At 52.1% G+C, this 26,114-nt stretch carries 26 protein-coding genes; 9 read left to right on the top strand and 17 right to left on the bottom strand.

Annotated elements, in window-relative coordinates; all coding sequences use genetic code 11:
* Positions 1-11: 11 nt before the first annotated feature.
* Together MTC_RS05185 and MTC_RS05180 are read left to right on the top strand one after the other, a co-directional pair.
* Positions 12-323, top strand: coding sequence for a hypothetical protein (locus MTC_RS05185; RefSeq protein ID WP_014405634.1), 312 nt, complete (start codon positions 12-14; stop codon positions 321-323).
* A gap of 12 nt (positions 324-335) precedes the next feature.
* Positions 336-560 carry a hypothetical protein gene (locus MTC_RS05180; protein WP_014405633.1) on the top strand — a complete coding sequence of 75 codons (225 nt, stop codon included), beginning with the start codon at positions 336-338 and terminating at the stop codon, positions 558-560.
* Positions 561-1,156: 596 nt separating this feature from the next.
* On the opposite strand, the gene MTC_RS05175 is transcribed toward MTC_RS05180, so the two are convergent.
* From MTC_RS05175 to MTC_RS12805, 3 genes are read right to left on the bottom strand one after another with little or no spacing between them, the layout of a single operon-like run.
* Positions 1,157-1,837, bottom strand: coding sequence for a metal-dependent hydrolase (locus MTC_RS05175; protein ID WP_014405632.1), 681 nt, complete (start codon positions 1,835-1,837; stop codon positions 1,157-1,159).
* Positions 1,838-1,873: 36 nt separating this feature from the next.
* Positions 1,874-3,064: a DUF362 domain-containing protein gene (locus MTC_RS05170; protein WP_014405631.1), complete on the bottom strand. Its 1,191-nt coding sequence runs from the start codon at positions 3,062-3,064 to the stop codon at positions 1,874-1,876.
* Positions 3,054-3,260, bottom strand: a complete 207-nt coding sequence (locus tag MTC_RS12805; protein ID WP_014405630.1) for a hypothetical protein — start codon at positions 3,258-3,260, stop codon at positions 3,054-3,056. Before MTC_RS12805 ends, MTC_RS05170 begins: the two co-directional genes overlap by 11 nt.
* A 103-nt stretch (positions 3,261-3,363) precedes the next feature.
* On the opposite strand from MTC_RS12805, the gene MTC_RS05165 reads away from it, so the two are divergent.
* Together MTC_RS05165 and MTC_RS05160 are read left to right on the top strand one after the other, a co-directional pair.
* A complete protein-coding gene (locus tag MTC_RS05165; RefSeq protein WP_014405629.1) occupies positions 3,364-3,987 on the top strand; it encodes a LysE family translocator in 624 nt (207 codons plus the stop codon).
* A 73-nt stretch (positions 3,988-4,060) separates the two neighbouring features.
* Entirely contained in the window at positions 4,061-4,270 is a 210-nt protein-coding gene (locus MTC_RS05160; protein ID WP_014405628.1) for a hypothetical protein, read from the top strand.
* A gap of 15 nt (positions 4,271-4,285) precedes the next feature.
* Here MTC_RS05160 and MTC_RS05155 read toward each other — a convergent pair whose 3' ends face one another.
* The 5 genes from MTC_RS05155 to MTC_RS05135 form a co-directional block, all read right to left on the bottom strand.
* Positions 4,286-5,038: an RAD55 family ATPase gene (locus MTC_RS05155; RefSeq protein WP_014405627.1), complete on the bottom strand. Its 753-nt coding sequence runs from the start codon at positions 5,036-5,038 to the stop codon at positions 4,286-4,288.
* Between the two features lie 28 nt (positions 5,039-5,066).
* Positions 5,067-7,103 carry a type II secretion system F family protein gene (locus MTC_RS05150; protein WP_014405626.1) on the bottom strand — a complete coding sequence of 679 codons (2,037 nt, stop codon included), beginning with the start codon at positions 7,101-7,103 and terminating at the stop codon, positions 5,067-5,069.
* Between the two features lie 15 nt (positions 7,104-7,118).
* Positions 7,119-9,182 (bottom strand): type II/IV secretion system ATPase subunit, encoded by a 2,064-nt coding sequence (locus tag MTC_RS05145; protein WP_014405625.1) that lies wholly within the window; start codon positions 9,180-9,182, stop codon positions 7,119-7,121.
* A 203-nt stretch (positions 9,183-9,385) separates the two neighbouring features.
* The gene (locus tag MTC_RS05140) at positions 9,386-10,366 is read right to left on the bottom strand and encodes a hydantoinase/oxoprolinase family protein (RefSeq protein WP_237705980.1); all 981 of its coding nucleotides are present in this window, start codon (positions 10,364-10,366) and stop codon (positions 9,386-9,388) included.
* On the bottom strand, positions 10,347-11,225 hold the full coding sequence (locus tag MTC_RS05135; protein ID WP_014405623.1) for an ATP-grasp domain-containing protein: 879 nt from the start codon (positions 11,223-11,225) through the stop codon (positions 10,347-10,349). Before MTC_RS05135 ends, MTC_RS05140 begins: the two co-directional genes overlap by 20 nt.
* 120 nt (positions 11,226-11,345) lie before the next feature.
* Here MTC_RS05135 and MTC_RS05130 point away from each other — a divergent pair, with 120 nt between their 5' ends.
* Both MTC_RS05130 and surE read left to right on the top strand, forming a co-directional pair.
* Complete coding sequence (locus MTC_RS05130; RefSeq protein WP_014405622.1) at positions 11,346-12,821, top strand: MFS transporter; 1,476 nt, start codon at positions 11,346-11,348, stop codon at positions 12,819-12,821.
* Between the two features lie 4 nt (positions 12,822-12,825).
* Complete coding sequence (gene surE, locus MTC_RS05125) at positions 12,826-13,638, top strand: 5'/3'-nucleotidase SurE (protein ID WP_048189556.1); 813 nt, start codon at positions 12,826-12,828, stop codon at positions 13,636-13,638.
* A 15-nt stretch (positions 13,639-13,653) separates the two neighbouring features.
* Here surE and MTC_RS05120 read toward each other — a convergent pair whose 3' ends face one another.
* From MTC_RS05120 to priS, 7 genes are read right to left on the bottom strand one after another with little or no spacing between them, the layout of a single operon-like run.
* Positions 13,654-14,424, bottom strand: a complete 771-nt coding sequence (locus MTC_RS05120; RefSeq protein ID WP_014405620.1) for a proteasome assembly chaperone family protein — start codon at positions 14,422-14,424, stop codon at positions 13,654-13,656.
* A 9-nt stretch (positions 14,425-14,433) separates the two neighbouring features.
* Entirely contained in the window at positions 14,434-14,574 is a 141-nt protein-coding gene (locus MTC_RS12800) for an RNA-protein complex protein Nop10 (RefSeq protein WP_014405619.1), read from the bottom strand.
* A gap of 8 nt (positions 14,575-14,582) precedes the next feature.
* Positions 14,583-15,386 (bottom strand): translation initiation factor IF-2 subunit alpha, encoded by an 804-nt coding sequence (locus tag MTC_RS05115; RefSeq protein ID WP_014405618.1) that lies wholly within the window; start codon positions 15,384-15,386, stop codon positions 14,583-14,585.
* A 19-nt stretch (positions 15,387-15,405) separates the two neighbouring features.
* Positions 15,406-15,582: a 30S ribosomal protein S27e gene (locus MTC_RS05110; protein ID WP_014405617.1), complete on the bottom strand. Its 177-nt coding sequence runs from the start codon at positions 15,580-15,582 to the stop codon at positions 15,406-15,408.
* Between the two features lie 15 nt (positions 15,583-15,597).
* Positions 15,598-15,879 carry a 50S ribosomal protein L44e gene (locus tag MTC_RS05105; protein WP_014405616.1) on the bottom strand — a complete coding sequence of 94 codons (282 nt, stop codon included), beginning with the start codon at positions 15,877-15,879 and terminating at the stop codon, positions 15,598-15,600.
* Between the two features lie 43 nt (positions 15,880-15,922).
* Positions 15,923-16,552 (bottom strand): DNA replication complex subunit Gins51, encoded by a 630-nt coding sequence (locus MTC_RS05100; protein WP_014405615.1) that lies wholly within the window; start codon positions 16,550-16,552, stop codon positions 15,923-15,925.
* On the bottom strand, positions 16,542-17,759 hold the full coding sequence (gene priS, locus MTC_RS05095) for a DNA primase catalytic subunit PriS (RefSeq protein ID WP_014405614.1): 1,218 nt from the start codon (positions 17,757-17,759) through the stop codon (positions 16,542-16,544). Before priS ends, MTC_RS05100 begins: the two co-directional genes overlap by 11 nt.
* A gap of 132 nt (positions 17,760-17,891) precedes the next feature.
* Here priS and MTC_RS05090 point away from each other — a divergent pair, with 132 nt between their 5' ends.
* Both MTC_RS05090 and MTC_RS05085 read left to right on the top strand, forming a co-directional pair.
* Positions 17,892-18,719, top strand: coding sequence for a hypothetical protein (locus MTC_RS05090; protein WP_048189032.1), 828 nt, complete (start codon positions 17,892-17,894; stop codon positions 18,717-18,719).
* A 171-nt stretch (positions 18,720-18,890) separates the two neighbouring features.
* Entirely contained in the window at positions 18,891-19,382 is a 492-nt protein-coding gene (locus tag MTC_RS05085; protein WP_014405612.1) for a DUF6789 family protein, read from the top strand.
* Between the two features lie 25 nt (positions 19,383-19,407).
* On the opposite strand, the gene MTC_RS05080 is transcribed toward MTC_RS05085, so the two are convergent.
* Entirely contained in the window at positions 19,408-21,849 is a 2,442-nt protein-coding gene (locus MTC_RS05080; protein ID WP_014405611.1) for a valine--tRNA ligase, read from the bottom strand.
* Positions 21,850-22,196: 347 nt separating this feature from the next.
* Between MTC_RS05080 and MTC_RS13040 the strand changes: the two genes are divergently transcribed.
* Positions 22,197-22,478: a hypothetical protein gene (locus tag MTC_RS13040; RefSeq protein WP_014405610.1), complete on the top strand. Its 282-nt coding sequence runs from the start codon at positions 22,197-22,199 to the stop codon at positions 22,476-22,478.
* A 398-nt stretch (positions 22,479-22,876) separates the two neighbouring features.
* Here MTC_RS13040 and MTC_RS05065 read toward each other — a convergent pair whose 3' ends face one another.
* A complete protein-coding gene (locus MTC_RS05065) occupies positions 22,877-25,897 on the bottom strand; it encodes a tetratricopeptide repeat protein (protein ID WP_014405608.1) in 3,021 nt (1,006 codons plus the stop codon).
* Positions 25,898-26,114 lie beyond the last annotated feature (217 nt).

The following is a 26,114-nucleotide window of genomic DNA, read 5'->3' as shown; positions in this document are numbered from 1 at the left end:
GGACGGAAATCATGGACTCTATCGAGTCCATGAGCTATGGCAGCTGGTGGCCCTCCCCGAGGTCTATCTGCCCTCTGCTCAAGAAGATGACGGAGGAGGGGCTTATACGTAGGCGAAAGGATGGCAGATACGGGCTTGTCGACGACGCCTATGATGAGTTCGGGGATTACTGCAATAAGCCTAATACGATTGAAAGCGCGATAAGGGAAATAGATAGCTATGTATCCTGTCTCGAAGAAATGCCGGTTGAGAAGATTGGGACAGAGGAGGATAAGATCGCTATGTTTGGCTGCAAAGGCTTAAGGATTAGAATGCATAGATAGGATGGTAGTATCATGGTAATAGGAAGGATTATAAGGACTGTCATAGGTGCCGTTTTTGGCGCAATATTCGGCTACATTGTCGGATGGATAGTTGAGCTTTTTCCGAGGTTTAACTCGGCATTGCTGGAGGGCCTGCATAGCCTTACCGGCTTAAGCGGTGTCAGCACTGCCGCCCTGCTCGCCGCGATAGGCTTCATAGTGGGCATACTGGCCGGCCTCCTCAGCGGCCACCACTGATTTCACCACAGAGAGCGGAAAAGATAACCACAAAGGACACAGAGCAGATTATTAACCACAAAGGACACGAAGAAAATATTCACCACAGAGGTTCACAAAGGACACAGAGCAGATTATTAACCACAAAGGACACGAAGAAAATATTCACCACAGAGGTTCACAAAGGACACAGAGCAGATTATTAACCACAAAGGACACGAAGAAAATATTCACCACAGAGGTTCACAAAGGACACAGAGGCTTTTTATTTACTCAAGGGGGCTTCGCCCCCTGAGAGACCCCCCTTCTACCTATTAAATGAGATTCTTTTTTATTATAGGTCTTCCATATTATACTAAATAATTGTATATCAAATGATTGACCTATAAAAGGGGGTCTCTCAGGGGGCGAAGCCCCCTTGAGTAAATAAAATTCCTCTGTGACCTCTGTGAACCTCCGTGGTAAAATTCCTCTGTGACCTCTGTGAACCTCCGTGGTAAAATTCCTCTGTGACCTCTGTGAACCTCCGTGGTAAAATTCCTCTGTGACCTCTGTGAACCTCCGTGGTAAAATTCCTCTGTGACCTCTGTGGTGAAAATTTAATTTATGGTAGAATGTTAGACGTCAATGGTATCCCCGGGCTCCATCACAACGGCCTCGGCGTCGGTCTCATCCTCCACCATCTTCTGGAACTTCAAGGGGTCAGCCCTGATCACGTCAAAAGTGTTATAATGCATGGGAATCACGATATCGGGCTTTATGAGCTTGGTGGCTAACACGGCAGCATCTATGTCCATGGTGAACCGCCCACCAATGGGCAACAAGGCAACCCTCGGCCTATACAGCTCATGGATAAGAGACATATCGCTAAACAGGGCAGTATCACCAGCGTGATAAATGATGCTGCTCTCTTTTATTATAACGCCGGCAGGGCTCCCGGCGTCCCACCCGAAGCCGGCCTCGTCGATTCCGTTCGAGTGCACGGCGGGCACCAGCGTATACCTGACGCGCCCCACGTCAATCGTACCGCCGAAGTTAGCCCCGATGGCATCAATGCCACGAGACTGCACGTACTTAGCAAGCTCATTGACACAGATAACCTCACAATCCGTCGCCTTCGCGATGCTAATGGCGTCGCCCATGTGGTCAGCATGGCCGTGCGTGATCACGAGCACGTCAGGAGAGGCCTCATCCCATTTAATGTCAGCCATCTTATTACCCATGAAAAATGGGTCTACTATCGTGTCCAGGCTATCCACAATCTCGAAGTTGGAATGTCCGTGCCATTTTAGCTTCATCGATACCTCTCTCTTATAATATAAGCTATGATAATATTAAACCGTTGCCTCGACTTTAAACTCCGCCTCCCCGTCAGGTATGCGCTCATACAGGGGGGTGTTTGCCGCGTATCGCACGAATGTCGGCAGCTCGAACGCCCCGCCCCGACGAAGCAGCCCAAGGGCTTCGCAGGGGATGGCCTCGGAGGCTTGAGGGGTTATCGCATATACTTTAAAGTCTTTTATTTTACCCATGCCAGCCTCACTGGAAAGCTTCAAAAAATATTGAGTGGAATATGACTCTAAAAGCTCCTCGTCGGGCGTAAAGTTCAAATGGCTAAGCCTGTAGAGCGCCTCATTAGCGAGGTACTCGGGCGAGAAGCCCGCATAATAGCTCTCGGCCGCGTCGATGGTGGCCGGGCTGTTCACCGACGCCAGCACTACGTATTCCTGCCTCGGCCGCGCCGGCTGGAATAATGGGCCATCGCCCTCGCCCGATATTATGCCCTCCACTATACAGACCTCGTCTAGGCCAAAAGAGCGTAGTATGGCATCGTGGACCTGTACGAATGTCTCGCATAGCAGCTTATAGCCCCTCGCCATGTTTTTCCTGGATATGCTCGCCCACAGCGGGTCGGCGCAGTAATGGCCTTCCGCCCTTCGCTGCCACGGCTCCAGGGCGCCATAGAGGTTTTTTACCGCCCCGGTTATCAGCGCATTGCTATGCGATTTCAGCTTGGCAACGTTAACGATAAGGTCGATTTCGCCATATATCTTATTCACCTCGATTGTGGAGAAATCCGGGTTCCAAATCTTGGAGGGGAATATACAGGCACGCTCATCCTCGCTACGGGTTGTCGTGTCGAACACCTCGACGCCGCTCCCCTCTAGCAAGGACTCGCAGCCCATGTGGAGAAAAACGCCCCTGGCGCCCCCTGGCCACTTTGTGCCTTCCGCTATGAAGGGGCGGCCCCCATGTGCACTGATGAAATCGCATGCCGCCAATATGGAAAAGGGATCGGTACAAACGTGGTTATGGACGGTCAGGTCGGATTCCCTGGGGCCATACTTAAGGGAAGGGTTTGGGGGCTGGGTAAAATTAGGCTTTACCATAACCGTGCCATTCATCTTCAGCCCGTCAAGCTGGCCGTCCATTTCGAGCGCTTTTAGCGCTTCCATCGTGTTATCATAGGCTGCCCGGCCGAGCGTCGGCGCATCCATGCTCACGGCGACCACGTCAAAGTTCATTGTGACCACTTGATGCATCACATTTTCTCGAATGGTACTGGAACGAGGCGTCTTCGTAGCAGCGGGGGCACAGTAAGCCGTACTCCTCCAGCACCCTCATATCGTACATGCATAGCGGTATGCCGCATATGGCGCACCTGGCGCTTTCATCTGTCGCCCGCCCACACCTCGAACACTTCAGGTAGCTCGCCGTCATCAAAAGATCATACGTGTATTTTTATATTAATATTGGCATGCCGGATAGCGCATCATCTTATGAAAAACTATCTTTATATACCCATAAACTCGATTAAATACTCGTGTTAGACATTCTGGCCGCTGGATTTCTAATAGGGCTGACGCATGCGATGCCGCCTGGCCCCATCACGCTAGAGGTGCTTAAAAGAGGTGTGTCCGAGGGGCTCGCGTCAGCGATAAAGGTGGATGTGGGCGCAGTGGCCGCCGACGCAATATTTTTTATCCTAATCGCCATCGGGCTAAGCCAGATACTAGCAACCAGCCCGGGCCGCCTCGCCATGTGGCTATGCGGGTGCGCCCTGCTAGCCTTCCTTGGCCTAAGGGGCATTCATAAGGTATTTTCGAAGAAACCCGCTGCAAGTGACCATAAAGAGCTGAGCCCATCACCGTTAGCGGCCGGATTCCTCATCTGTATAACGAGCCCTTTCGCCATCGTCTGGTGGGCTGGCGTGTTCGCGGGAGCCATGGCGGTCCAGATGGGCGATAATCCAGTATCGCTAGCTGGGATGTTCGGCGGCATCGGCCTAGCATGCTTGCTCTGGTATGCGTTGATAGGCTTTTTAGGCTCGGCCACAAAGCGTTTATTTAGCAAAGCGTGGACGTCTGCGCTTTCGCTTTTATGCTCTTTAATGATGCTCGGGTTCGCCGCTATACTCTTCTATAGGGGATTACCCATGCTCCTATGAACTGCCAGCTCCTGTGGAACGCCGCTCAAAAAGCTGGTAATCTATTTAATTCAGTCTCAATAATGGACGATTCATGAATGCCAGAGGATCGTTGATCATATGCCTGATGTTGATAGTCAGTAGTATCCTGGCCCTGCCCGCATCAATCCGCCTGGGCGTAGGTAGTGACCTGGCCACTGCCACGTCTTATCTCGCGTTGCTTTGCGGCATATGGGCGGCGTTCATGACGGTAAAGGCGGAGATGGAATCGAATAAAGAAAGGGCCTTCCAGAAAAAGCCCTGAAATCACGTTTTTATTCTAGGCGATATCCCTGGACGTATCGATGGTTATGCGGTCAGTCACCTTAAACTTGATATAATCCGTCACCGGTGTCATCCCGCGGATCTTGGGCAGCGCCAGCTTATTGGCGATCTTGTCGCCCTTACGCTCTATATCGATGTCGAAGATGACGTCACACCAGTATTGAAGGCAGTTTTCCACGGATTCATGGTGCATGCCCTTAACCATCATGAGATAGCATATGCTATCCTTTTCGTTAATGACCTCGTAGACCTCGTCCAGAAGGCGCTTCAGCGTATCTATATCGATGCCAAGTTCCACGAAAAAGCTGAAGCTGTCGAAGACTATGGTAAAGCCTCTATCTTTTTTCTTCTTAAGGCCGTCAAGCCATCCGATTATATAGGCTACGAGCTTTTTCGCGGCAACGTTGCGGTCCGATGAGGCGGACAATAACTTATTGTAGTACTCGTGGTGAAGGTCGATGAACTCCACGTTATCGCACTTAAAATCAAGCTCATCCATGTTCCGTTTGATGTACCTTGGGCTTTTATGCGTAGTTATATAGTATGTTTTCCGCGGAGTAGAGAGCTCATACAAAAAGACTTCAGGCATCGATTTAGGGTCCGCTGAAAAGTATACCAGCGCGCCCACGGGCAGGCCACCGCTAATATTCCTGTCAAGGATGTCTATGCCAGTTGGAAGCCTGCCCTTTTCTATAGCTTGGGGCCTGTCATCATTATTGAAAAGGCTTTCTACCTTGCTTTCTCCCATTGTTTCTGCGATTGCAACCACCTTTTCACTATATGAATAAAGCGAACATCAGGTAGGATATTATCATCATGATGATGGCGTATTTAAGCCCCGACATCCACCTTCCCTCTCCCATAACTCCGGCCAGTATCCCGGCAAACAGCCCCTGGATGATGGCCGCATGGAAGAAGAGCCTCTTATAGTCGTCTGGGTTGAACGACTGTATAAAGGTTGCGCCTTGCAGCGATGCCGAGCCACCTGTGGCGGCGGCATTGTGGCTGCCTGCGCTGGCCATGACGGGTATAAAGGTAGAGGATAGCGTGTAGACGCAGTAGATGAACACGCAATACGAGATGAAGATGATCACGACATAGATGAGCATGCCATCAGAGCGCTCCTTCCGTATCTGCTCGCCCATCTTTGCATCGTTAGCGGCCACGTTAAGCACGTCCCTTATGTCCCCGCTCGACTCTGCGGCCTTGGTGATGAGCGTTATGACCCTTGTGGATAGCGCTGTGTTGAGCGAGTTTGCGAACATCTTCAGGGCCGTGTTGACGTCTATGCCCCACTGCAAGTTTTTGTAGACCTTTTGCACTTCACGGCTTATCGTGCCAAAGTTGGCGTTCGCGATGAGGGCGATGGACTGGGTGAGGGTCATGCCCGTCTCATTCGTTGAGGCAAGCTTCTTTAAGAAGTCGGGCATCTCCGCCGATATCCTGCGCTCCCGCCAGGTTTTCCGCTCGAAGAAGATGGCGAGCGGTATCATTACGATGAGCAGGAAGAAGACGATGATATCGTCAAAATAGCCGATAACCGGGCCGAATATGATGAGCGGGTCGCCGCTGTTCGCGACTTTGCTGTGCTGAAGCTGGGAGACGTTTGCCATGGCCTGGCTGAGGCTGCCCGCTGTAAGGGCCATGTACAGGCCAACGAACAGTATTGCTATTGGGACGCTTACGATAAGCGATAGCTCGGGCTTTTCCTGTATAGGCCCGAGCGGATTAGCCAGGAACTCCTTAAGCTTTAAGGCTTTTTTCCCGGCCTTTATCTTTTCAATCATCTTGCGCTCTTCGGCCTTGGAAAGCCCTGATTCTTCTATCGGTACGGTGTCATATAGGTTGACCTTTTCAATCTCGAACTTCCTAGTAGCCTCCTCTTCGGTTGGCGTGAGCATGCTTATCAGGATGATGAACATTATGGAGCCGAGCGGGAGCATGCCGTATATTATGACGTAGAGCAGTGTGGGGCTGCCGCCGCTCATGATAGTCATCACAGACGACATGATTATGATGAAGAGGGGGCCGGCTACGAAGGCCGTCACGTATGACTCCGCTATCAGCCCCAGTATCTCGAGGAAGGATTTTTGGTCCTGCATAAGCCGCTGCAGGTACTGGTCCGTCTTGCCATACAGGTAAGCGGTCACGTCGCCGCCGCTGTCTATGACGGATAGCAGGTTGGTCAAAAGGTCTTGTAGCATGTCTGAGGGCGTCTGGTTTATACAGTTTATGATGGCCGTGCGAAGGTCGTTTCCAAAGTAGTCCATGTCCCTTATGATTATGCCAATCTCACGGGATACCTCGCCATAGGTGCTCTCCGCAGCGTTTAGGGCGCGAAGTATGGTGATGATGTTCATTCCGCCTTTGGAGAGGGCGTACATAAACGTCACGGCGTATGGCACCTGCTTATTAATCTTCGACTTGCGGTCGCTCGCGTTTATGGCCGGGATGAGCATTATGACCGTGTATGTGATGTAGTATCCCAGCACGGCCATTATAGACATGCCAAGGAAAATGATGATGATGTCCGTGAAGGGCGTGAGCCACGCCAGCGTTTCGGGCATATGGATGTTGGTAAAGTTGCCCCTTGAATTTATCATGCCGAGTATGAGGAGGGCGACGACCACGCCGATGAGGGCGCCGGCGAACCCGACGAGCATCGATATGAGGTAGGCGACCGAGGCGTATACCTCGTATGACTGTGCCATGTGCGCCTGGCGAAGCTGTTTCTGGAGCGTGTAGAACTTCTCCTTATGCTTCCGTACCTCCCCGCCGAATATGACGTGTGCTATGGTGCTTAGCTCGTCCATTTGGCGACACCACGCTTAGACTTTTATCCCCAGCTTTTCCACTACCCTGCCCGGCTTTACAGCGTAGGCATGTATTATCGCGGCGATCTGCCTGAACTCCCTTATGTTATTGTTAAGCATGTACTCGAGCACCTTTTGCCTCCGCAAAAGCTCATTGCTAAGCTCACGCTTGCTCCACGCCCTGCGCTGAGCGATCTCGGCGAGCACCCTGGATTCGCCCACCCTGTCAAACTTGTCCGTCGCCGAGTTCCACACGAAGATGTCGTTAGTCCTGATGTTCCTCGTGTTAGGGTCGATGTCGTTTATCTCGACGAGCTTCATGTTACGCCTGACTCGCTTATTCTTAAGGTAAGTTTGAGCCTGTATGCTCACGATGTCAAGCGCCGTTATCATCGTGCGCGGCACGCTTATCGGGGGGTTTTCCAGGCGGTGTATTGCCGACTCTACCGAGTCCGCATGCATCGTGGAGAAGGTCGTGTGGCCGGTGGACATGGCCTGGAAGAGCGTTAGTGCCTCTTTTCCTCTTACCTCGCCCACAAGCAGGTATTCGGGGCGCTGTCTCAAGGCAGCCTTTAGCAAGGCGAACATTTCTATCGCACCCTTTCCATCCGCGGTAAAAGAGTCCCTGGTCAGCCCTGGAATCCAGTTCATGTGCGGCAGCTTCAGCTCCCGCGTGTCTTCTAGCGATATCACTTTCGCCTTGGGCGGTATGAATAGCGATACCGCGTTCAGCGATGAGGTCTTGCCCGACGCCGTCCCGCCCGAGAACAGGAGAGACTTATTGTTCTCGATGCACAGCCACAGGTAGGCCATCTCCTCGCTCGAGAAGGTGTTCCATGCGATGAGGTCTATTGGCGTGATGGGCACTTCCTTGAACTTACGGATGGTGAAAGTGCTCCCCCTCGTGGTTATCTCCTTGCCCAGCGTCATCTGGATGCGCGAGCCGTCGGGCATTGTCGCGTCTACCATCGGCTCCGCTATGGAGATGTGCTTGCCGCAGCGCTGGGCCAGCCTTATCACGTAAGAGTCTAGCTGCTTCTCTGAGAACACGATGTTAGTCATGATGTTCTCATAGTTCTTATGGTAGAGGAAGACTGGCGTGTCAAACCCGTTATTTGATATGTCCTCGATGAAGCTGTCGTGCATTATCGGGTTTATCTTGCCGAATTCCAGGTAGTCCCTGTTAATGTAGTATAAAATCTTGTAGTATGACTTGGTGTCAATCTTGCCTATATAATCGTTTATGATCTGGGTGGTCTTTTCCTTAAGTAGTTGTTTCTTATCTGTGGTCGCGTCGAGTTTCTCCATCATGAGGACGTCCTGGAGCCTGTCGTATACCTCTATGAGGAGCTCCTTCTCGAAGACCGTGAGGGAAGGCTCGACTACGTAGTAGAGGTAGTTATTAGTGGACTCGTTGTATAGGATGACTACGAAGGCGTATGGCTCATCCACCCAGTAGCGCTCGACCTCCTCGTAGCCTGGAACCCCGGTGAATATCGCCATTGGGCCATGCTTCTCGGGATCGTAGGGCTCGAAGACTATTTTCTGGCGAAGCCTGGCCTTCTCCTTCCTGCCGCCCTTCTCCTTCTTCTCCTCCACTTCAGCCTTTATGATGCCCTCTTCAGGCTTTATGATGCTGTTAAACTCCTTCAGGATGTCCTCTTCGCTCCCCAAGCTCTCGACAGAGGGCTGTATTTGGGTTTCCAGGCCGCTCTCTATAGAAGGCTCGTAAGCCTCTGCCTTCGATTCGGCCGGCGCCTCATCCACGCCTACGGCGTCGATGGCTTCACCTTTGAGCTGGCCATTCAAGGGCGGCTCAGGCTCGACGCCAGCAGGCGTTGGCTCATGGTCGGGCTTTTGCGCGGCAGTCGGGGACGGAGGCGGAGAACTTTTAAGAAGAAGGCTGGCCCTGTCTTCAGCGGCTTCGGCCATCAATTTCACGGGCGCTTCAGCTTTTTGGGGCGCGCGTGTGGCATCGATGCCCAGCATGCTAATGACGCTTTTTTCTTTCTCGACGCTATCACCAATTTTTTTCGATGCCGGGCCTGCGGCCTCCGAATCTATCACTTTTTTCTTCATTAGACCATAAAAATTTTTTTTATCCGCCTCGTGAAGGCTAAAGTCAATATTATCTTTACCTTTTCCTGACACCGCTACCACTTCCCCTTATGAGGCCAAACACACGCTCATGCCATACTTTTTTAAAGATTTGGCATAATATTAAGCATATCAATCGTAAGGATATATAAACTTGGCGTATAAGCGCTTTATGATAGGATGGATTATGAGCGCTCAAGGCTAGCGGAAAGAAGCCGGGCCACTGCAAACGCCGGGAATACCCGGGATATGTGCTTACCGTATATTCCTGAGGCCAAAGTGAACGGCATGCCCATCTCTGCAAGCGCGTCCCTCCCGATGAAATCGCCCATGCCGCACACGACTGCGCCCTTGAGGCCGTGCCTCTCAGCCACCTCGGCTATGCCATCTTTCAGGTCATCAACCTGTTTCCTGTACGCCTGCCGTGCCAGCTCTACCGCCTCGGCCACCGTCATCTCCTCCAGGTCGCAGCACACCACCCTTGCCATCCTTAGCGCCGCGCCTTCCCTGCTTTTTGGGCCGCCATCCGGGGCGTCGCACGTATAGTCCTCTTCAGAGATGTTGCCCAGCAGCAGGTTGACGTCTCCAGTGAGCGCGAAAAGCTCGGATGAGGTCCGCACAGCCTTTCCCCTTAATTCAGCCTTCTGAAGCAGCGCCGCCACGCTGGTCCGGAGGGCGCCAGCGTATATTAGCTCGCCGCGGGAGAGGCGCTCGAAATCGGTCAGCCTGGCCGCCGGCACGCCATCAACTATGGGAATTATGTCAGTCGTGGTACTGCCTATGTCTATTAAAATCACGTTCTTATGTGCCGCCCCGATAAACCTTGCCGATGCGGACCAGTTAGCCGCGGAGAAAAGCCTGTAGTCGCTCACGTCTGAATGGAATTCCCCGTCAATCCCATAAAAAACTGCCTGCGGGAATACTTTTTTAGCCTCACCGGCTATGCGTTCAACGCCTTCCTTCTTTGAGCCATAGCAGTCCGCCAGCTCGCCAGTTATCGTCACCCCCACCGCATCGGCCGTTCCCGCCCTTCTTCTGATTGCCTCAAGGGCGCCCTCCAGGTCGCAGCCCTTCCATAAGGGCAAATACATGGATTCCACAAAGCTTCCATCCGCAGATGCTGCCTTCGTGTTAGCGCCGCCAATATCAAGGCCTAGTATCATCATGTATCCCCAGGTCTTTTTTTGTGAAAGAGTAGCTTCCCTTCGTTTTCACCCTTTCGGGCAGGGTGCCAAACCTCGCCTTTAATATGAGGTCCGCTATGCTATCCTCGAGCACCCTGGATAGGGCGATCACGGCCGTCGTGGGCCTTGGGTTCACGTCGACCACGTATGGCCTGTCACCATAGACTATGTCTATGCCGAATAGCCCCCGGCAGCCGAGCACGCTGCCAGCTTGGCACGCGATTTCGATTATCTCATCCTTCGCAGGATGGTCGCAGGGCACCTCGTTGCCATCATAATCCAGATAGGAGACGCCCCCCGACTCATACCTCCTTATATGCTGCCTGTTTAGCGTCAACGGCAACACGGCCTTACCGCCTATTAGCGAGACGCTGAGGTGGTCGCCCTCTATGTACTCGGTCGAGACCAGCCCCTCCCTCTCGATAGGCCCTGGCGATATGAATATGCCCTCAGACCCGCACCCATAGCGTGGCTTCACGACGCATTTGACCCCCTTCTCGTGTACAATGCGGGGCGCGGGGATGCCATTAAATAATAGCAGTTCTGTGGTCTCCTGCTTGTCTGCGCATAGCCTGGCCACTTTTGCGGAAGACCCAAGGTTTATGCACCTTCCTTCGATCATAGCCGTATACTTATCCAGCAGCGCATCAGGGGCTATCAATAGGAAGCAGTCACACTTTCTGGAAAGCTCAAGAAGGCTTTCCTGGAAGTCCGTGGGCACGAATACCGTGCACCCCGCGGCCTCGAAGGACCGCTTGAGCGTGTCAAGCATGGCCCGGCCTTCTACGGCCAGCGCCTCCAGCCCGGCGCACACCGAGTACTCGGCGAGCAATATCTTCATGGCGCTCTTGAATAAGGCGCTATTATTTAATATGGTTTCGGTTTTTTATTATTGCAGCCTAGTCGAACAAGCTTATATAAGATAGTATACATTTCCTTTTGTCCCGCTGGTGATCGGCTAATGGCAGAGATGCAGGCGAAGGCCACAACGGAGCTTCCGGAATATAGGAACCGATACATAATCCTTTGCATAGCCCTTTCCGCGGTATTCATGGGGGTGTTGGACACCAATGTCGTGAACATAGCCCTCCCGCAAATAACGAGGAATTTTGGTGTAGACATGGCCCAATCACAGTGGGTCGTCACCTCGTATCTGCTGGTCAACACAAGCCTCCTCCTCATCTTCGGCCGCCTATCAGAGTATACGGGGAAAGTCAGGCTATTCTTTGCAGGGATAGTAATTTTCACGGTAAGCTCGCTCGCGTGCGGGCTATCGGTAGGCATATACCAGCTAATATTCTTCAGGATAATCCAGGGCCTTGGCGCCTCCATCGTGTATTCGATAAACACGGCCATGCTGGTGCAGGCGTTCCCTAGAAATGAGCGGGGGAGGGCGCTGGGATTCATCGGCACAATAGTCGCAATAGGCAGCATAGCAGGCCCCATACTGGGAGGACTCATCACGGACTCGCTGGGCTGGCAGTACATCTTCTTCATCAACGTGCCGGTAGGAGCAGTCCTGGTGGCTGCAGCGCTAAAATACTTAAGGCTGTCCGAGACGCCGACGAAAATAAAAGGCATGGATTGGAGCGGGGCCGCTGCGCTCATACTTACCATGTCATCCCTGATGCTGCTTCTCGGAAGCCTGGCCGACTGTAATGGCATCACTTTGGAGATGTGGGTGTACGCGGCCATATTCCTCGCATCAATAGCGGCTTTCGTCTACGCCGAAGGGCAGCACCCTAACCCTATAATCGACCTCTCAGCCTTCAAGGTCAAGGCGTTTACCTTCGCCAACATGAGCACGATGATAAGCTTTACCGCTTTTTCGATGTTCATAATATCCATGCCCTTCTTCCTCGAGATATCGCTGGGCTATACGGCGTCCCAGGTAGGCCAGATGCTGCTCGCCATACCGCTTATAACGGCCGTGGTCTCGCCTATGAGCGGCTGGCTCTACGATAAGTTCCAGTCTACGTATCATAGCTCGCTGGGCATGCTCATCATGGCGGGGGGCATGTTTTTAATCAGCGTTGCGGCATCGACGCTTAGCCCCATCTTTTTACTGGCGTGCTTCGCCATTTTCGGGTTCGGCAATGCACTGTTCACGAGCCCTAACAATACGGAAGTCATGAGCGCCTTGCCCCTGAATAAGAGCGGCACAGCGTCCAGCATGCTCGCCACCATACGCAATTTCGGCAACTCGGTTGGCATCTCTTTGGCCAGCGTTATCCTTTACCTGCAATTAAGGCAGCATGGCTTTAGTGGCCAGGTCATTAGCGCATCTCCTGGCCTGATGCAGCAGGCAGTCCAGGCGGTGCTCATCATCGGCGGCGTGCTTTGCCTCTGCGGCGTCTGCACATCCCTGATAGTGGGAAGGCAAAAAAGCAGGCAAAATAAGAGGCAACAAGCTTCAAAAAGTATTAATGGCTTTTAAGCCCATTAGGGAAACGATGAAATACCGTATATTGATCACGAATGACGATGGCGTCAACTCATCAGGGCTGCTAGCCGCATATGAGGCAGTAAAAGACTTAGGGGACGTAACGGTCGTCGCGCCTGCAACCCAGCAGAGCGCCGTGGGGCGCTCCATGACGCTTTTCGAGCCTCTCAGGCTCTCCAGGCTTAAAGTGAACGGGACGACCGTCTATAGCGTAAGCGGCACTCCCACGGATGCTGTGATAATAGGCATGTTCGTGGCAATGAAAAGGAAACCAGACCTGGTCATTTCAGGATTTAATATTGGCGAGAATTTGAGCACCGAGGCGGCAACGACTTCCGGCACCATCGGAGCCGCGCTTGAGGCGGCGGGGCAGGGGGTGCCCGCCATCGCGGTGTCCATCCGCGTCGAGGACGAGGGGGACAAGTTCGCAGATACTAATTATAAGAGGGATTACGGAGCAGCGATAAACATTGTAAGGAAACTGGCGAAGTGCGTCCTGGACGGGAAGCTTCCGAAGGGCGTGGACGTCCTCAACGTGAATATCCCTTCAAATGCCTTGCCTGGCACAAAGGTAGTGGTAACCCGTCTGGCGAGGAAGATGTATCACACAAGGGTGCATAGCAGGCGTGACCCGAGGGGGAGGCCGTATTACTGGATAGATGGCACTCTAGTCGAGGACGCCGATGAAGGTACGGACCTGCACGCTGTCATGAAGAAAAACCAGATATCGGTGACGCCACTTTCCATGGACATGACGGCGGCGGTAGACTATGAAAAGCTTGAAGAGCTAATGGCTAAAGCATTTAAATAAAATAAAGATGGCTGGCTATACTATGTATTTCTCTTCAGCCGTAAACTCTTTCGGGCTGGGCTGTTGCTGCTGCTCAAGCTCCCTGATCTTAGTGATGATCTTCTCTATTTCCTGAGCACGGGCCTCCAGCTCTTTCGTGTCAACGGACAGGTTCAAAGCCTTACAGAGCACGCTCAGCACCGCCTGTGCGCTCTTGGGGTCGACCAGGTAGCCAGAGGTTTCGCCCATGAAACACACCGCCTCGATGCCCCTGAGCTCGCCAAGGCCAAGAATAAGGCCCGAAGCGCCTATGATGCCACCAGAGAGCTCGCCCTCGTTGAAAACGGCGCCATAGGACTTAACCTCCTCCACGATATCGGGCTTATTGACAGCGTAGAGCACATGGGGCACATCGATTAGCTTGCCAGTGCCATAGCCACCCAGAGTGTAGATGCGCTTAACCTTGAACTTCTCGGCAATATCGAGGTATATTCCCGCCAGCTCGTAGTGGCCCTCGTTGGTTACGCTCTGGTAGTCGCCCACGAGGATGATCAGGTCAGGCGTCTTACCATCGCCCTTCCACGCATAAACCTCATTGCTGACCAGCTTTATCGTGCCATCTGGGTTCACGTTTACCTGGGGAGGGAAGCTCGGGGAGAATATCTCCATAACCTTCTCAGCCTTAAGCTCACCGATGAGGTGCTCAGCGACGAGCTTGCCTATCAGCCCTATGCCGGGCAGCCCCACTATCATGACGGGCTCATTTAAGGCTATTTCGCCGTATTCGACGACGGTTGTCTCGTTCATACTAAAGTATCACTTCTTGGCAAGACGCCTATACTTTCCATAGGCATCCAATGGTGAATATCTCGCCGGGACGGGATTTATAGTCTTCCCCCCACATTTAGGGCAACTCTCGCTAAAAGTGTATGTACCGCATTCAGGGCACTTTTTCATCTTTGCCTTCATTGGAACGACTTGGCCTCTTCCATGTGCCGGTGAAACTCGCCTTCACCGCCGTGTTTCTTGACCTGCTCTATCGCCTGCATGGCAGCCTGCTTAAGGATGTTCTCCGCTTTCTTGTAGTCCGGAGCCACCACCCTTATACGGTAACGCGGCGCTCCAACGTATGTTATCTCCACGGTGACCCCGTCTCCGCCCTCTACCGACCCGGCCGCCTTAAGGGCCTTCTTGATGACGTCAATCCCGTTTGGCGTCGGGCATATTATGTCCACGTAGCCCGAAATGTCCACGGATGGGATCTTGACGTTATCCTTTGCGACCTTTACTAGAGCTTCGACCACGTTAGGGGCGAGGCCGAGCTTGTTTATGGATTTCATGTTGCCCTGGGCGGCGTCCTCAAAAGCGGCGTAAAGGTTGCCATACTCGTCCCGTATCTTATCCTTTATCTCTTCTAAACTTTCTGGCGGTATTTTGGCTTCAGCCGCCACGAACTGGAGCCACTTGGACGCTTTCTGGTCATTCTTCCAGAGCTGGATCGTTTCGCGGCGCTGATGCTCGTTAACGTCCTTGAACGAAAGGTCAATGTGGCCCCTCTTCGGGTTGACGTCCAGCACTTTACAGACTATCTTCTGCCCTTCCCGGACGTGGTCCCGGATATACTTGACCCACCCCGATGCCACCTCGGAGATGTGAATCAAGCCCTCCTTGTTATCATATTCGTCAAGCTGGACGAACGCGCCGAAGTCTACAACCTTTGTGACGGTGCAGACGACGAGTTCCCCTGGATTTGGCCATCCTTTCGTCATGATGCGCTTATACCTCTATTCAGTCGAGTACTTCCAGGATTTGGGTTTTTATTATTGCCTTGCCCCCGCTGGGCTCGGCCAGCGTCCTGCCGCACACCGTGCAGTCCACGCGGGTCGTGGCGTTGCCGAAGATGATCTGCTCGTTCTGGCAGTCGTTGCACTTTACCTTAAGGAACTTGCTCCTCGTCACATCCATGAAGGTCACCTTCACTTACTCTTCTACAAGCTCGAACTTCTGTATCCTTATCCCGGGCTTGACTATTGCCTTCTTACACTTGAGGCACCTAAGCCTTATGTGGAGCCTCTTGGTGGGCTTATCGCCGCCGGGCACCTTCGAGAATTTTCCTCTATTGCCGATGCCAAAGGACCTTGCCTTCTGGCGCTCGATCCTCGTCAGGGAGGAGGCCCTTCCTTTCTTGACCTTCTCCACCTCGTGCTCAGTATGAGTCTTACAATATGGACAGTACGTCATGTACTTTTTCGGCATCTTCATGTGATATACACCTTTTTGCGTTTAGATTTATATGGTTAACCCCTTAGCCCTGCGGGTTTTGCAAGGGTATGGCAACGTTTTTCTTGCACAGTACCAGCGCGTTCGCCTTTGGAAGGACTACTATGTCCTCGCTGGATAAGTGGTAGTGCCTCCCATCGACTCCCACGAAGCGGGGGACGTCTTTTAGCACTTTAACCATCATAAGGTCTTCATCTACATGATTATCATAGGTTAAAGAATTTTCGATGGGCTTTTCCTTAGTGGTCGTCTCCCCTAATATATTTTTTGCAGGATTTTGGAGGGGCGTAGGCTCGAGGATCGGGATGAGGATTTCGTTGCGGCCCCGCTCCAGTGCGGCCACGATTGTCTCGTACATCGTTTTTTCTTTCGACGTTAGCCCTTTTACGTCTATTTTTATGCCGGAGGCGGCGTTTATTGCCGCGTCGATTATCTTGCTGCGCCTCCTGTCGAATATTCCTTCCAGCACCATGCGGGCGTTCTTTAGCTCGTCGCTTATCATGTCCGCCTCGCGGTAATTCGTGGCCTCGCTCCTCGCCTCTTCGAGCTTTTTAATGTACAGGGCCGCATTCTCGTAGAAAGAGTCGCCAAGCTCTTGCAGCTCGTCTATCTCTCGCTCTTTCGTCAGTATGAGTTGCAGATCTTCAAGGCTCATATTCGGCATACCCGCGGCACATCAGGAACATCGCGACGCTTTCCGGCAGGCGCCCCACGCCCTCGCTGACCCGCCATATATTCCCTTTGACCTCTACTTCCTGGGGCCTGAGGACTAGCACCCTTACCGGCTCGTCACCAAATATAATGGCATCCTCAAGGGGATTAAATGTTTCGAGTTGTTTCCTGGTGAGCGGCACTACGCGGAACGACGTGCCTCCATGGATGGAGCCTGGCAGGCGGATAAGCCTTTTTATGTCGGCGGTTACTGGCTCGTCGGTCTTCCCGGCCACGTCAACCTTAAACTCAGTTATAGTCCCGTCCAGCATGTTCTTAAAAAAGCCTTTTAGATTCCCTTTTATCTCGAGCCGCCCCTCCTTTATTTTATTGAGCTCTGCCGGGCTTCGCGATATAGCCAGAAGGTCTCCCGCCTGCTTGCTATCCAGCTGATATTTTTTTAGTACCTTTTTTGCCTCCTTATCCTCGAGGCGGCCTATATCGGCCAGCTTGTCCGAGATGTACCTCGCCACCCTCAAGCTCCATCCATAGCCCTGCCGATTATCGTCGAATCCATTTATTTGCCAGACGCCAGTAGTCTTCTGGCCCTTAAAGCCCTCCACTATTTTCGTAGCCCTGGTAAATATGCGGTCGCTATTGAGCCCTGTCCCCAAAATATAGTCTACAATCTCCCTGCGCTCAGGGCTTTTTAGAGCCTTTACCCGCTCATCCCTTACATGGACGTGGTAGCCCCGGCCCCCGGAAAAAACGATATCCATGTCTTTCTCGCTAAATCCCAAATCATCCATTAAGAATTCGTCAATTAGCCTTATGATCTCGCGCTTGACCATCTCCAGCATGCCCGAGTAAGACTTGGGCGGGTTCGGCAGGTGATCGGCGTCAAGGTCGAAAACCAGGTCTGCTCCCAGCCATTTCTTCTCAAGCATGGTAGGCGCCTGCGGGTACTGGTAATAGGCGGCCGAGTGGTAAGCGTGCTGCGGCCCCGTACTCCTCAGATAATCATTCAATTCACCAATGCTATTGAACGACTTATGGCGATGCATCTGCACCGGCCTCGACTTATCGGGCACGTCATCATAAAAGAGGAAGCCCCACTCCCTCTGCGCAAGCCCGGGAGGCCCCATTACAGGATGCCCTGAATAGTACTCCATGAAGCGCCTCTTAAGGAAGAGCCTCGTCTGGTCATTCATGATTCACATTAAGAGCGGCAGACCATAAAATATTTACCTGGATACCGTATAAGACAAAAAAGCTTATTTCTTGTATGTGAGAATAGGATTGCGAGGAAAAATATTATGCGTAAGTTGCAGTTATGTTTGCTTATGACGGCGATCATGCTGGTAGGGGCTTTAGCCTCAAATGCATATGCCCAGGCCATTGTCAGCGGGTCCATCCCGTTTGACCCTGATAACTTGAATGGAGTTAAAAGCGCTGCCAATTTGACTATATATGCGATAGGGCCTGGCGGCGCCGAAATAAAGGTTAACCCAGACGCATACGGCAATTTTAGCATGATATTGCCAGGAAATGGCACTTATAGCTTTAGGGTGGAGCCGTCTAAGCTAGACTATTTAAACAAGACGACCAACGCTTCGTACTCGATATTTTACCCCGATGGAACGGCAAACGTTTTCATAAAGGTGGTGCCCGACCAGGGCCTGAAGAACGTAACTATCCCGGCGATGAAAGTGGCATACCCGACGATAAGCGGGACCATACCTTTCGACCCGGGTAACTACAATAACGTGACGAGCGTCACGGACCTGACGATATATGCTATTAACGAGAGCGGCTTCTCGGTTAGGACAAACCCGAACCCGGACGGCACGTTTAGCATGGACGTCGTAGGAAGCGGGAAGTATAGCTTCAGGGTCATACCATCCAGGCTAGACTACGTGGATAAGTCCACAGACATGGCCTACTCGATCCAGTACCCGGACGCGACGAATAATAAGTTTACAGTTAACGTCCCGGATGAGGGCATTAAAAACCTGACAATTAAGACCTGGAAGGTTATGACTGGCGTGCCGACGGCCACGCCAACGGCGATACCTGCCGGGACGCCCACGCCCAAGCCGTCTCCAGGCTTCACGATGCTGGCAGCGCTGGCGATGCTGGGCGCTGCCGTAGCCACGATGAAAAAACTATAAAGACGCTCTCTTCTTCATATTTTATTTTGCTCTTTATAAAACAAGCTTTAATTTGACCTGTTTTAAAAACGGACAAGTCTTATGGAAAAAGACGATACATTATTTAAACGAAATCTGAACAAAATCAGGCCATATTTGCCGATTATAGTCTAAAGGCATGGGAGGTATACTATGGCGAGTAAAGATATTGGCAATGGCGCGATAGCAGGCATTATAACTGGAGTCATTATGGGCGTATTATCCATATTGATGGCCCTGATTGGGCTGGCATCTCTCCTGGCATTCGTGGACGTGCGGTCCGTTTTTGGTGGCATGCTGCCAGCCGTAGGCTTTGCTGCGGCTTCGCTAACGGCGATGATCACGCTCTTGCTCTTTATGGCGATCATCGGGCTAATCCTGGGCGCCATCTTTGGAGCCATCATCGAGAGCATTCCGACGGGGAATAGTGTGACAAAGGGGATAGTATTCCTGCTTGCAATCTGGGTGGTCTTCGGGTTGCTGATACCTATAATATTAAAGGCAGGAGGGACGCTGCCGACGTCGTTGACCACGACGGGGATAGTCACGGCACTCGTGGCAGCTATCATCTGGGGAGGCCTGCTGGGAGTGGTATTTGACTGGGTATCCAAAAAGGCGGGCGTGCCGTCCATGACAAAAGCATAAAAAGATGGCCCATACCGGCTAACGCTTATTTTTCTATTTGCATCTTTATCTCCGTGCCGCCTATCACCAGCACAGCATCCGGGCGCTCTACCGTGCCATAAGAGATCTGCGATATTTTCATGGCATCCTTCAAAACCTGGTCGAAGCGCCTGATATCGGCGTCCAGGCCGTCGCTCATGATGATTACCCTGGATAGGGACGCGTTCTGAGCCATGTTCTGGGAGTTCTTGTATTGCCTCAGGCTTGAGAGCATTGCTACGGCCATGTTGCCCAGCCTCAACGCCTCAATGTCGGTCCAGTGATAGTTCGGCTCGGGCCATCTCGAGACGTGCAGGCTGATGTCGCCCTCATTATCCCTGAACAGGCGCTGATAGACATCCTCGGTGATATGAGGTATGAAAGGGGCTAAAAGCTTCAGAGAGTTCAGCAATGCCATGTAAACCGTATACATGGCAGCCCTGCCGCTCTCCCCATTCTCTGCCTTCCTGTATAGCCGGTCCTTGACTATCTCAAGATAGTTATCGCAGAAGTCTCCCCAGAAGAACTGCTCGGTCAGCGCCTTCGCCTTGCTGTACTCGTAGCGCTCGAAGTTCTCGGTGCTCTCTTTTATGACATCGTTAAGCTTCGTGAGCAGCCACCTGTCTATAAGCTCCAGCTCTGGCTCCTCTGGCTTATATCCCTTGATGTGGATGGATACGAACCTGGAGGCGTTGAAGAGCTTATTTATGAACTTTTGGCCATACACGACTTCTTTTTCCTTGAATGGGAGGTCGTCGCCCAGCTTTGCCGATGCGGCCCACCACCTCAGGGCGTCGGCGCTGTACTTGTCCACTATGGGCAGCGGCTCAACTATGTTGCCCTTGGACTTGTGCATCGCCTTGCCATGCGGGTCCAGGCCGTGGCCGGATATCATGACTGTAGTCCAGGGCAGGCTGTTGGTATGCAGGTAGCTCTTTATCACTGTATAGAAGAGCCACGTCCTGATGATCTCGTGGGCCTGCGGCCTCAGGCTCATCGGGTATATTTTATCGATGATAGAGTTGGGCTCGCCCCAGTTCGAGTTGATGAGTGGAGTGACTGAGGAGGTCGCCCACGTATCCATTACGTCCCTTTCTGGCTCAAACTCCGTAGAGCCACACTTTTCGCACGGGCGTAGAGGCTTTGTGGCCATGGGGTCTACCGGAAGCTGGCTCTCATCCGCTAATGCCACGGCGCCACACTTCTTGCAATACCACAACGGGAACGGAACGCCAAAGTAGCGCTGCCTTGATATACACCAATCCCACTTGAGGCCGTTTATCCATGTATCGTATCTGACTTTCATACGCTCAGGGTACCATTTAAGCTTCGCGCCCTGCGCAAGCAGCTCATCCTTGAGGTCGAGTATCTTGATGAACCATTGCTGCGTTACGTAGTATTCCACCGGCGTCCCGCAGCGCTCGTGCACGTTCATGACGTGCTCGATGGGCTTCTGCTCCACGAGCAGCCCGGCCTCCTTTAAGTCCTCGATGATTTGCTTCCTGCACTCCGTGATGGTCATGCCCTTATATTTTTGTGCGTTATCGTTCATAGTGCCGTTAGCGTTGATGGAAAGCTTTAGCGGCAGGCCGAACTGCCTCCACCAGTCTATATCCGTCTTGTCCCCGAACGTGCACACCATGACCATGCCAGTGCCGAACTCCGGGTCTACCTTTATGTCTGCCAGTATGGGCACCTTTTCGTTAAAAAGCGGAGTTATAGCCGTCTTACCGACGAGGTGCTTATAGCGCTCGTCCCCGGGGTTTACCAGCAGCGCCACGCACGACGATAAAAGCTCGGGCCTTGAGGTTGCAATCAAAAGGTCAGCGCCATCCTCCCCCTTAAACTTAATCGTATTAAGGAACGATTTCCGGGGCTCGGAGTCCTCCACGTCCGCCTGGGCAAGCGAGGTCTCACAAAGGGGGCACCATATGGCCGGCTCGTTGCGCCTCTCTATCCTGCCTTTTTTGTAGATGTCTATGAAAGACCGCTGGGAGATACGCTGGCAGCGCTTATTAATAGTAGAATACAGCAGGCTCCAGTCCACCGATATGCCCAGCCTCGTCCAGACGTTCCGGTAGTTTGCGCCTCCTATCTCGGTCTCCTTGAGGCAAAGCTTGATGAACTCCTCGCGGCCTATCTCCTTTATGTTAACCTTATACTTCTTCTCGACAAAGCGCTCGGTGGGAAGGCCATTATCGTCAAAGCCCATAGGGTAGAAGACGTTCTTTCCTTTCATGCGCTGGTATCGGGCCACGAACTCCGCCTGCGAGTACGACATGACATGTCCCATGTGGATATAGCCTGACAGCGTAGGAGGAGGCGTATCTATAGAATAGGTAGGCCTCTCGCTGGTAGGGTCAAACTTAAAGATCTTCTCCTCTTCCCAGAACTTTTGTATCCTGGGCTCAATCTCCTTTGGGTCATATTTTTTGGGGAACTCAGTCATTGACATGCCTCTGGCGCATCTATGAGTGCCTTGCGGACAAATCGGCCTATGTAAGCCTGATTTTAGAGAATCAATACTCGCGCCAACTATATATAGATTGCTTTTTAAGTCGGCAGGGCCAAGCTTCAGCATTACGCATCATAGGTACAAAAAGCAGGCAATAGCCCACTTAATACCTAAAATATAAAGCATAAATGAACTTATTTTAACAAAACAACCAATATTTATTGCTTAACAAAAATAATCGCTAAAAATTGGACTCATTTCCCTAAGATTGCTGATAATTACGCATAATATTAAACAACATATCCTTCTATCAGACTTAATGGAGGAGGTATAAAAGAAGTATGTTCAGGAAACTATTGATAGCATTTACCGTGGCTTTGCTTGCAATGGCATGCGCCCTGCCCGCCATGGCATGGTTTACGCCTTTCGGACCGTTCGGCCACTGCGGCCCGTTTGGCTTCGGGCCATTCGGCACGAGCTTTACTTCCGGATTCACAACAGCCTCGACTTTCACTTCGGGGTTCACTAGCGTCAATGGCTTTGCAACCCCATTCTTCGGAGGCTTCGGGCCATTCGGCGTTGGGTTCCCGTTCGGGCCTTTCGGCCCATTCGGCATCTGTTAAAAAAGGTGAGCGGTACCATTACAGGTAGGGCATAATATTAGACCATTTTTTCTTTTATATATATTTAATAATAAATAATGGCTTTTAACAAGCCATATTTCACTAAATTTGCAGGCAATATTAAACATTATGCCCTGCTATCTCATATATTGTGGGAGGTTTGCAGGTTATGCATAAAAAATTGATGGCAGCAGTTACCGCTTTAGCCGCATTCGCCACCGCGGTTCTACCAGCGGCAGCATGGTTTCCGTTCGGCCCGTTCGGCCCGTTCGGCCCATTCGGGCTATTCGGCCTATTCAGATTCGGCTTCGGGCCGTTTGGTCCATTTTGTCCTTTCGGGCCGTTCGGAATGTTCTGGTAAGTTATGGCGGGGTTAAAAACCCGTCTATTTATCCTTTTTACGCATTTCCCATCTCCCTTACCCGCTGGCGCGCATGGTCCACATAGCTGGCATACTGCGGCGGGGCGCAGTCTATGAATTTTCTGTACGCCTCTACCGCCTTCGCGCCCATTTGCGCCATATCCAGCGCAAAACCAAGGTTATAGTACGCCTCAGCATAGTCAGGCCTTAGGCTTACTGCAATGTTATATTCATCTATGGCCTCCTTAAGAAGGCCCTTCTTGCCGAGTATGACGCCCAGGTTATAGTGGGCGTTAGCGTCGTCCGGCTTCAGCCTTAATGCCTCCTTAAGCTCTCGGATGGCCTCGTCAAGCATGCCTTTATTGTCATAAGCCAGTCCAAGGTTATAATGGGCATTTGCATCGTCAGGCTTCAAGCGTACAGCCTCTAAGTATTCAGCGATGGCTTCATCGACCTGCCCCTTATAGTCGAGTACGATGCCCAGGTTATTATGGGCTTTAGCATAATCAGGCTTGATGCGCAGCGCCTCCCTATATTCTCTGATAGCGTCGTCGAAACGGCCCATGTTTGCCATGACCACGCCGAGGTTATAGTGGGTGTTCGCATCGTCTGGCTTCAGGCGCAGCGCCTCCCCCAGTTCAGTCGCCGCATCATCGTACATGCCTTTATAATTATACGCGAGGCCCAGGTAATAGTGGGCGTTCACGTCGTCAGGCTTCAGCTTCAGCGCCGCCTTAAATTCCCCTATCGCATCGTCAAGCAGCCCCTTCCTGCCAAGCACGAGGCCTAAATTATAGTGGATGGCAGGGTCGCCAGGCTCCATGCTGGCCGCCTCTCTAAGCTCTCTGATGGCGTCGTCCAGCATGTTTTTCTCGTTGAAGGCGAGGCCAAGCTGAAAGCGAGCGCTAAAGTCATCGGGCTTTAGCCATATTACCTCCTTGAACTCTTTTATTGCGTCATCGAGCAGCCCCTTCTTGTATAGCGCCATGCCAAGGCTATAATGGGCATTCGGCTCTTCCGGCTTCATCTCGATGGCGATTAAGTATTCGCCGATCGCCTCGTCTATCAGGCCCTTGCGATCCAGGGCGACGCCAAGGTTGTAGTGCGCCTCTGCGTATTCCGGCTTTATTCTGATGGCCTCGCGAAACTCTTTCACAGCCTCATCTAGCATGCCCTTGTCATATAATGCCAGCGCCAGGTTATTATGCGCTTTGGCGTCGTCTGGCCTGAGGCGCACCACCTCGACGTACTCGCGTATGGCGTTATCCAGCAATCCTTTCTTGTTTAGCGCGAGCCCGAGGTTATAGTGGGCGTTCGCGTCGTCAGGCCTGAGGTGGACGGCTTCCCTGAACTCCTTGATCGCATCGTCTACCATGTTCTTCTTGCTATAGGCAATCGCCAGGTTGTAGTGCGCCTCTGCGTAATCGGGCCTGAGCCTTATCGCCTCCCTGTACTCGCGTATGGCGTCATCCAGCAGCCCTTTCTTGCCAAAAACAACTGCAAGATTATAGAATGCCTCGGCAAAGTCAGGCTTAAGCCTGTAAGCCTCCCTGAATTCCCTTATAGCCTGATCCAGCGAGCCCTTTTTACTCAGGGCTAAGCCCAGGTTATAGTGCGCCTCGGCGTCATCCGGCTTGAGCCATACGACTTCCCTGAACTCCCGGATGGTATCATCCAAAAAGCCTTTCTCGTCCAGTGCCACGCCAAGGTTATTCCTCGCCTTGACGTAGTCAGGCCTGATCCTCAGGGCCTCCTTATATTCCTTTATCGCGTCATCGATTTGACCCTTATAGTCGTAGGCGAGGCCGAGGTTATAATGGGCCTCCGCGTAATCCGGCCTGAGCCTTATGGCATCCTTCAGCTCGCGGATGGCGTCATCCATCATGTTTTTCTTGCCAAAAACGACCCCAAGGTTATAGTGGGCTTCGGCGAAGCCTGGCCTGAGCCAGATGGCCTCCCTGAGCTCCCTGATGGCGTCATCCAGCAGCCCTTTCCTGCATAGCGCGTAGCCAAGCTTGAAATGCGCCTCAGGATAGTTCGGCTTAAGCTTAACGGCCTCCTTGAACTCGTGGATGGCCTCGTCAAGCTCATTTTTAGAGGTAAGGGCCACGCCAAGGTTGTAATGGGCTTCAGCGTCATCGGGCTTCAAGTTGACAGCGGCCCGGTATTCTTTTATGGCCTCGTCGACCATGCCCTTATAATCTAACACGATGCCCAGGTTATTATGGGCCTTAGCGTAATCCGGCTTAAGCCTTACCGCCTCCCTATATTCCCGTATTGCCTGGTCGAACATCCCCTTTTTGCTCAGCGCCAGGCCAAGGTTATAATGGGCTTCAGCGTCATCCGGCTTGAGCCATACCGTCTCCCTGAACTCGGATATCGCCTCGTCTATCAGGCCTTTGTAGTCCAGCGACACTCCAAGATTATAGTGGGCTTCCGCGTCGTCAGGCTTTAGCGCTATGGCGTCCCTGAACGCCTTTATGGCATCATCAATGAGGCCTTTCCTGGCCAGCACCACGCCCATGTTATAATGGACTTCAGGGTTGTCAGGCTGTAGCCTCAACGCTTCCTTGAACTCGTGGATGGCCTCGTCAAGCTGGTCTCTTTTTCCAAGGGCGATGCCGAGGCTATAATGTGCCCTTGCATAGTCGGGGTTCAGGCGCAAAGACTCACGATACTCCTTAATGGCATCATCTAATAGCCCTTTATCATCTAATGCAACCCCCAGGTTATAGTGGGCTTCTGAAAAATCAGGGTTTAGACGGACGGCCTCGCGGAACTCCCTTATCGCATCGTCCAGCAGGCCTTTATCATCCAGCGCCACGCCAAGGTTATAATGGGCTTCCGCATAGTCGGGCTTCTGCCTGACCGCCTCCGAATATTCCGTTATAGCCTCATCGAGCATGCTTTTGATATCCTGGATGGAGTCGCGGCTGGAACGAGCGTCTACGCTATATGCAACGCTAGCCCGAGGGTTGACCGCCCTCTGCGCGGCCATTTCGCCCTTATACCTGGAACTGCCCATTATGGTATCGAAGAAGCTTTTTATACCGCTCATACATAAGAACCCCTTTTTGCCCCCTTCGATGCCCCCATAATGTCTCTAACGTTTTTCGCACGCTGCGGCCGCTCAAATAATAAAAGTGGCAAATTATCATGAAGGGCTTTTTACTAATGTATGCCCTGCGACCGCTTGCCATAATTTTAAATTATACAGCTTATACTAATAAATATTTCTATGACCGCAAGAAAAGCAAATAAAAATATTTTTGTAT

The organism is Methanocella conradii HZ254, assembly GCF_000251105.1.
GTDB lineage: Archaea > Halobacteriota > Methanocellia > Methanocellales > Methanocellaceae > Methanocella > Methanocella conradii.
This window is presented reverse-complemented; position numbering and strand designations above follow the sequence as displayed.

Coding starts and splice junctions, on each gene's coding strand:
- MTC_RS05090 (WP_048189032.1), top strand. CDS start 17,892: ATGACGGCGATCATGCTGGTAGGGGCTTTAGCCTCAAATGCATATGCC.
- MTC_RS05135 (WP_014405623.1), bottom strand. CDS start 11,225: ATGAAGATATTGCTCGCCGAGTACTCGGTGTGCGCCGGGCTGGAGGCG.
- MTC_RS05110 (WP_014405617.1), bottom strand. CDS start 15,582: ATGGATGTGACGAGGAGCAAGTTCCTTAAGGTAAAGTGCAACGACTGC.
- MTC_RS05085 (WP_014405612.1), top strand. CDS start 18,891: ATGGCGAGTAAAGATATTGGCAATGGCGCGATAGCAGGCATTATAACT.
- MTC_RS05170 (WP_014405631.1), bottom strand. CDS start 3,064: ATGAACTTTGACGTGGTCGCCGTGAGCATGGATGCGCCGACGCTCGGC.
- MTC_RS05160 (WP_014405628.1), top strand. CDS start 4,061: ATGAATGCCAGAGGATCGTTGATCATATGCCTGATGTTGATAGTCAGT.
- MTC_RS12805 (WP_014405630.1), bottom strand. CDS start 3,260: ATGACGGCGAGCTACCTGAAGTGTTCGAGGTGTGGGCGGGCGACAGAT.
- MTC_RS05120 (WP_014405620.1), bottom strand. CDS start 14,424: ATGAACGAGACAACCGTCGTCGAATACGGCGAAATAGCCTTAAATGAG.
- MTC_RS13040 (WP_014405610.1), top strand. CDS start 22,197: ATGTTCAGGAAACTATTGATAGCATTTACCGTGGCTTTGCTTGCAATG.
- MTC_RS12800 (WP_014405619.1), bottom strand. CDS start 14,574: ATGAAAAAGTGCCCTGAATGCGGTACATACACTTTTAGCGAGAGTTGC.
- MTC_RS05080 (WP_014405611.1), bottom strand. CDS start 21,849: ATGACTGAGTTCCCCAAAAAATATGACCCAAAGGAGATTGAGCCCAGG.
- MTC_RS05145 (WP_014405625.1), bottom strand. CDS start 9,182: ATGAAGAAAAAAGTGATAGATTCGGAGGCCGCAGGCCCGGCATCGAAA.
- MTC_RS05185 (WP_014405634.1), top strand. CDS start 12: ATGGACTCTATCGAGTCCATGAGCTATGGCAGCTGGTGGCCCTCCCCG.
- MTC_RS05115 (WP_014405618.1), bottom strand. CDS start 15,386: ATGACGAAAGGATGGCCAAATCCAGGGGAACTCGTCGTCTGCACCGTC.
- MTC_RS05180 (WP_014405633.1), top strand. CDS start 336: ATGGTAATAGGAAGGATTATAAGGACTGTCATAGGTGCCGTTTTTGGC.
- MTC_RS05130 (WP_014405622.1), top strand. CDS start 11,346: ATGGCAGAGATGCAGGCGAAGGCCACAACGGAGCTTCCGGAATATAGG.
- MTC_RS05175 (WP_014405632.1), bottom strand. CDS start 1,837: ATGAAGCTAAAATGGCACGGACATTCCAACTTCGAGATTGTGGATAGC.
- MTC_RS05150 (WP_014405626.1), bottom strand. CDS start 7,103: ATGGACGAGCTAAGCACCATAGCACACGTCATATTCGGCGGGGAGGTA.
- MTC_RS05155 (WP_014405627.1), bottom strand. CDS start 5,038: ATGGGAGAAAGCAAGGTAGAAAGCCTTTTCAATAATGATGACAGGCCC.
- MTC_RS05100 (WP_014405615.1), bottom strand. CDS start 16,552: ATGAGCCTTGAAGATCTGCAACTCATACTGACGAAAGAGCGAGAGATA.
- priS (WP_014405614.1), bottom strand. CDS start 17,759: ATGAATGACCAGACGAGGCTCTTCCTTAAGAGGCGCTTCATGGAGTAC.
- MTC_RS05140 (WP_237705980.1), bottom strand. CDS start 10,366: ATGATGATACTAGGCCTTGATATTGGCGGCGCTAACACGAAGGCAGCA.
- MTC_RS05065 (WP_014405608.1), bottom strand. CDS start 25,897: ATGAGCGGTATAAAAAGCTTCTTCGATACCATAATGGGCAGTTCCAGG.
- MTC_RS05105 (WP_014405616.1), bottom strand. CDS start 15,879: ATGAAGATGCCGAAAAAGTACATGACGTACTGTCCATATTGTAAGACT.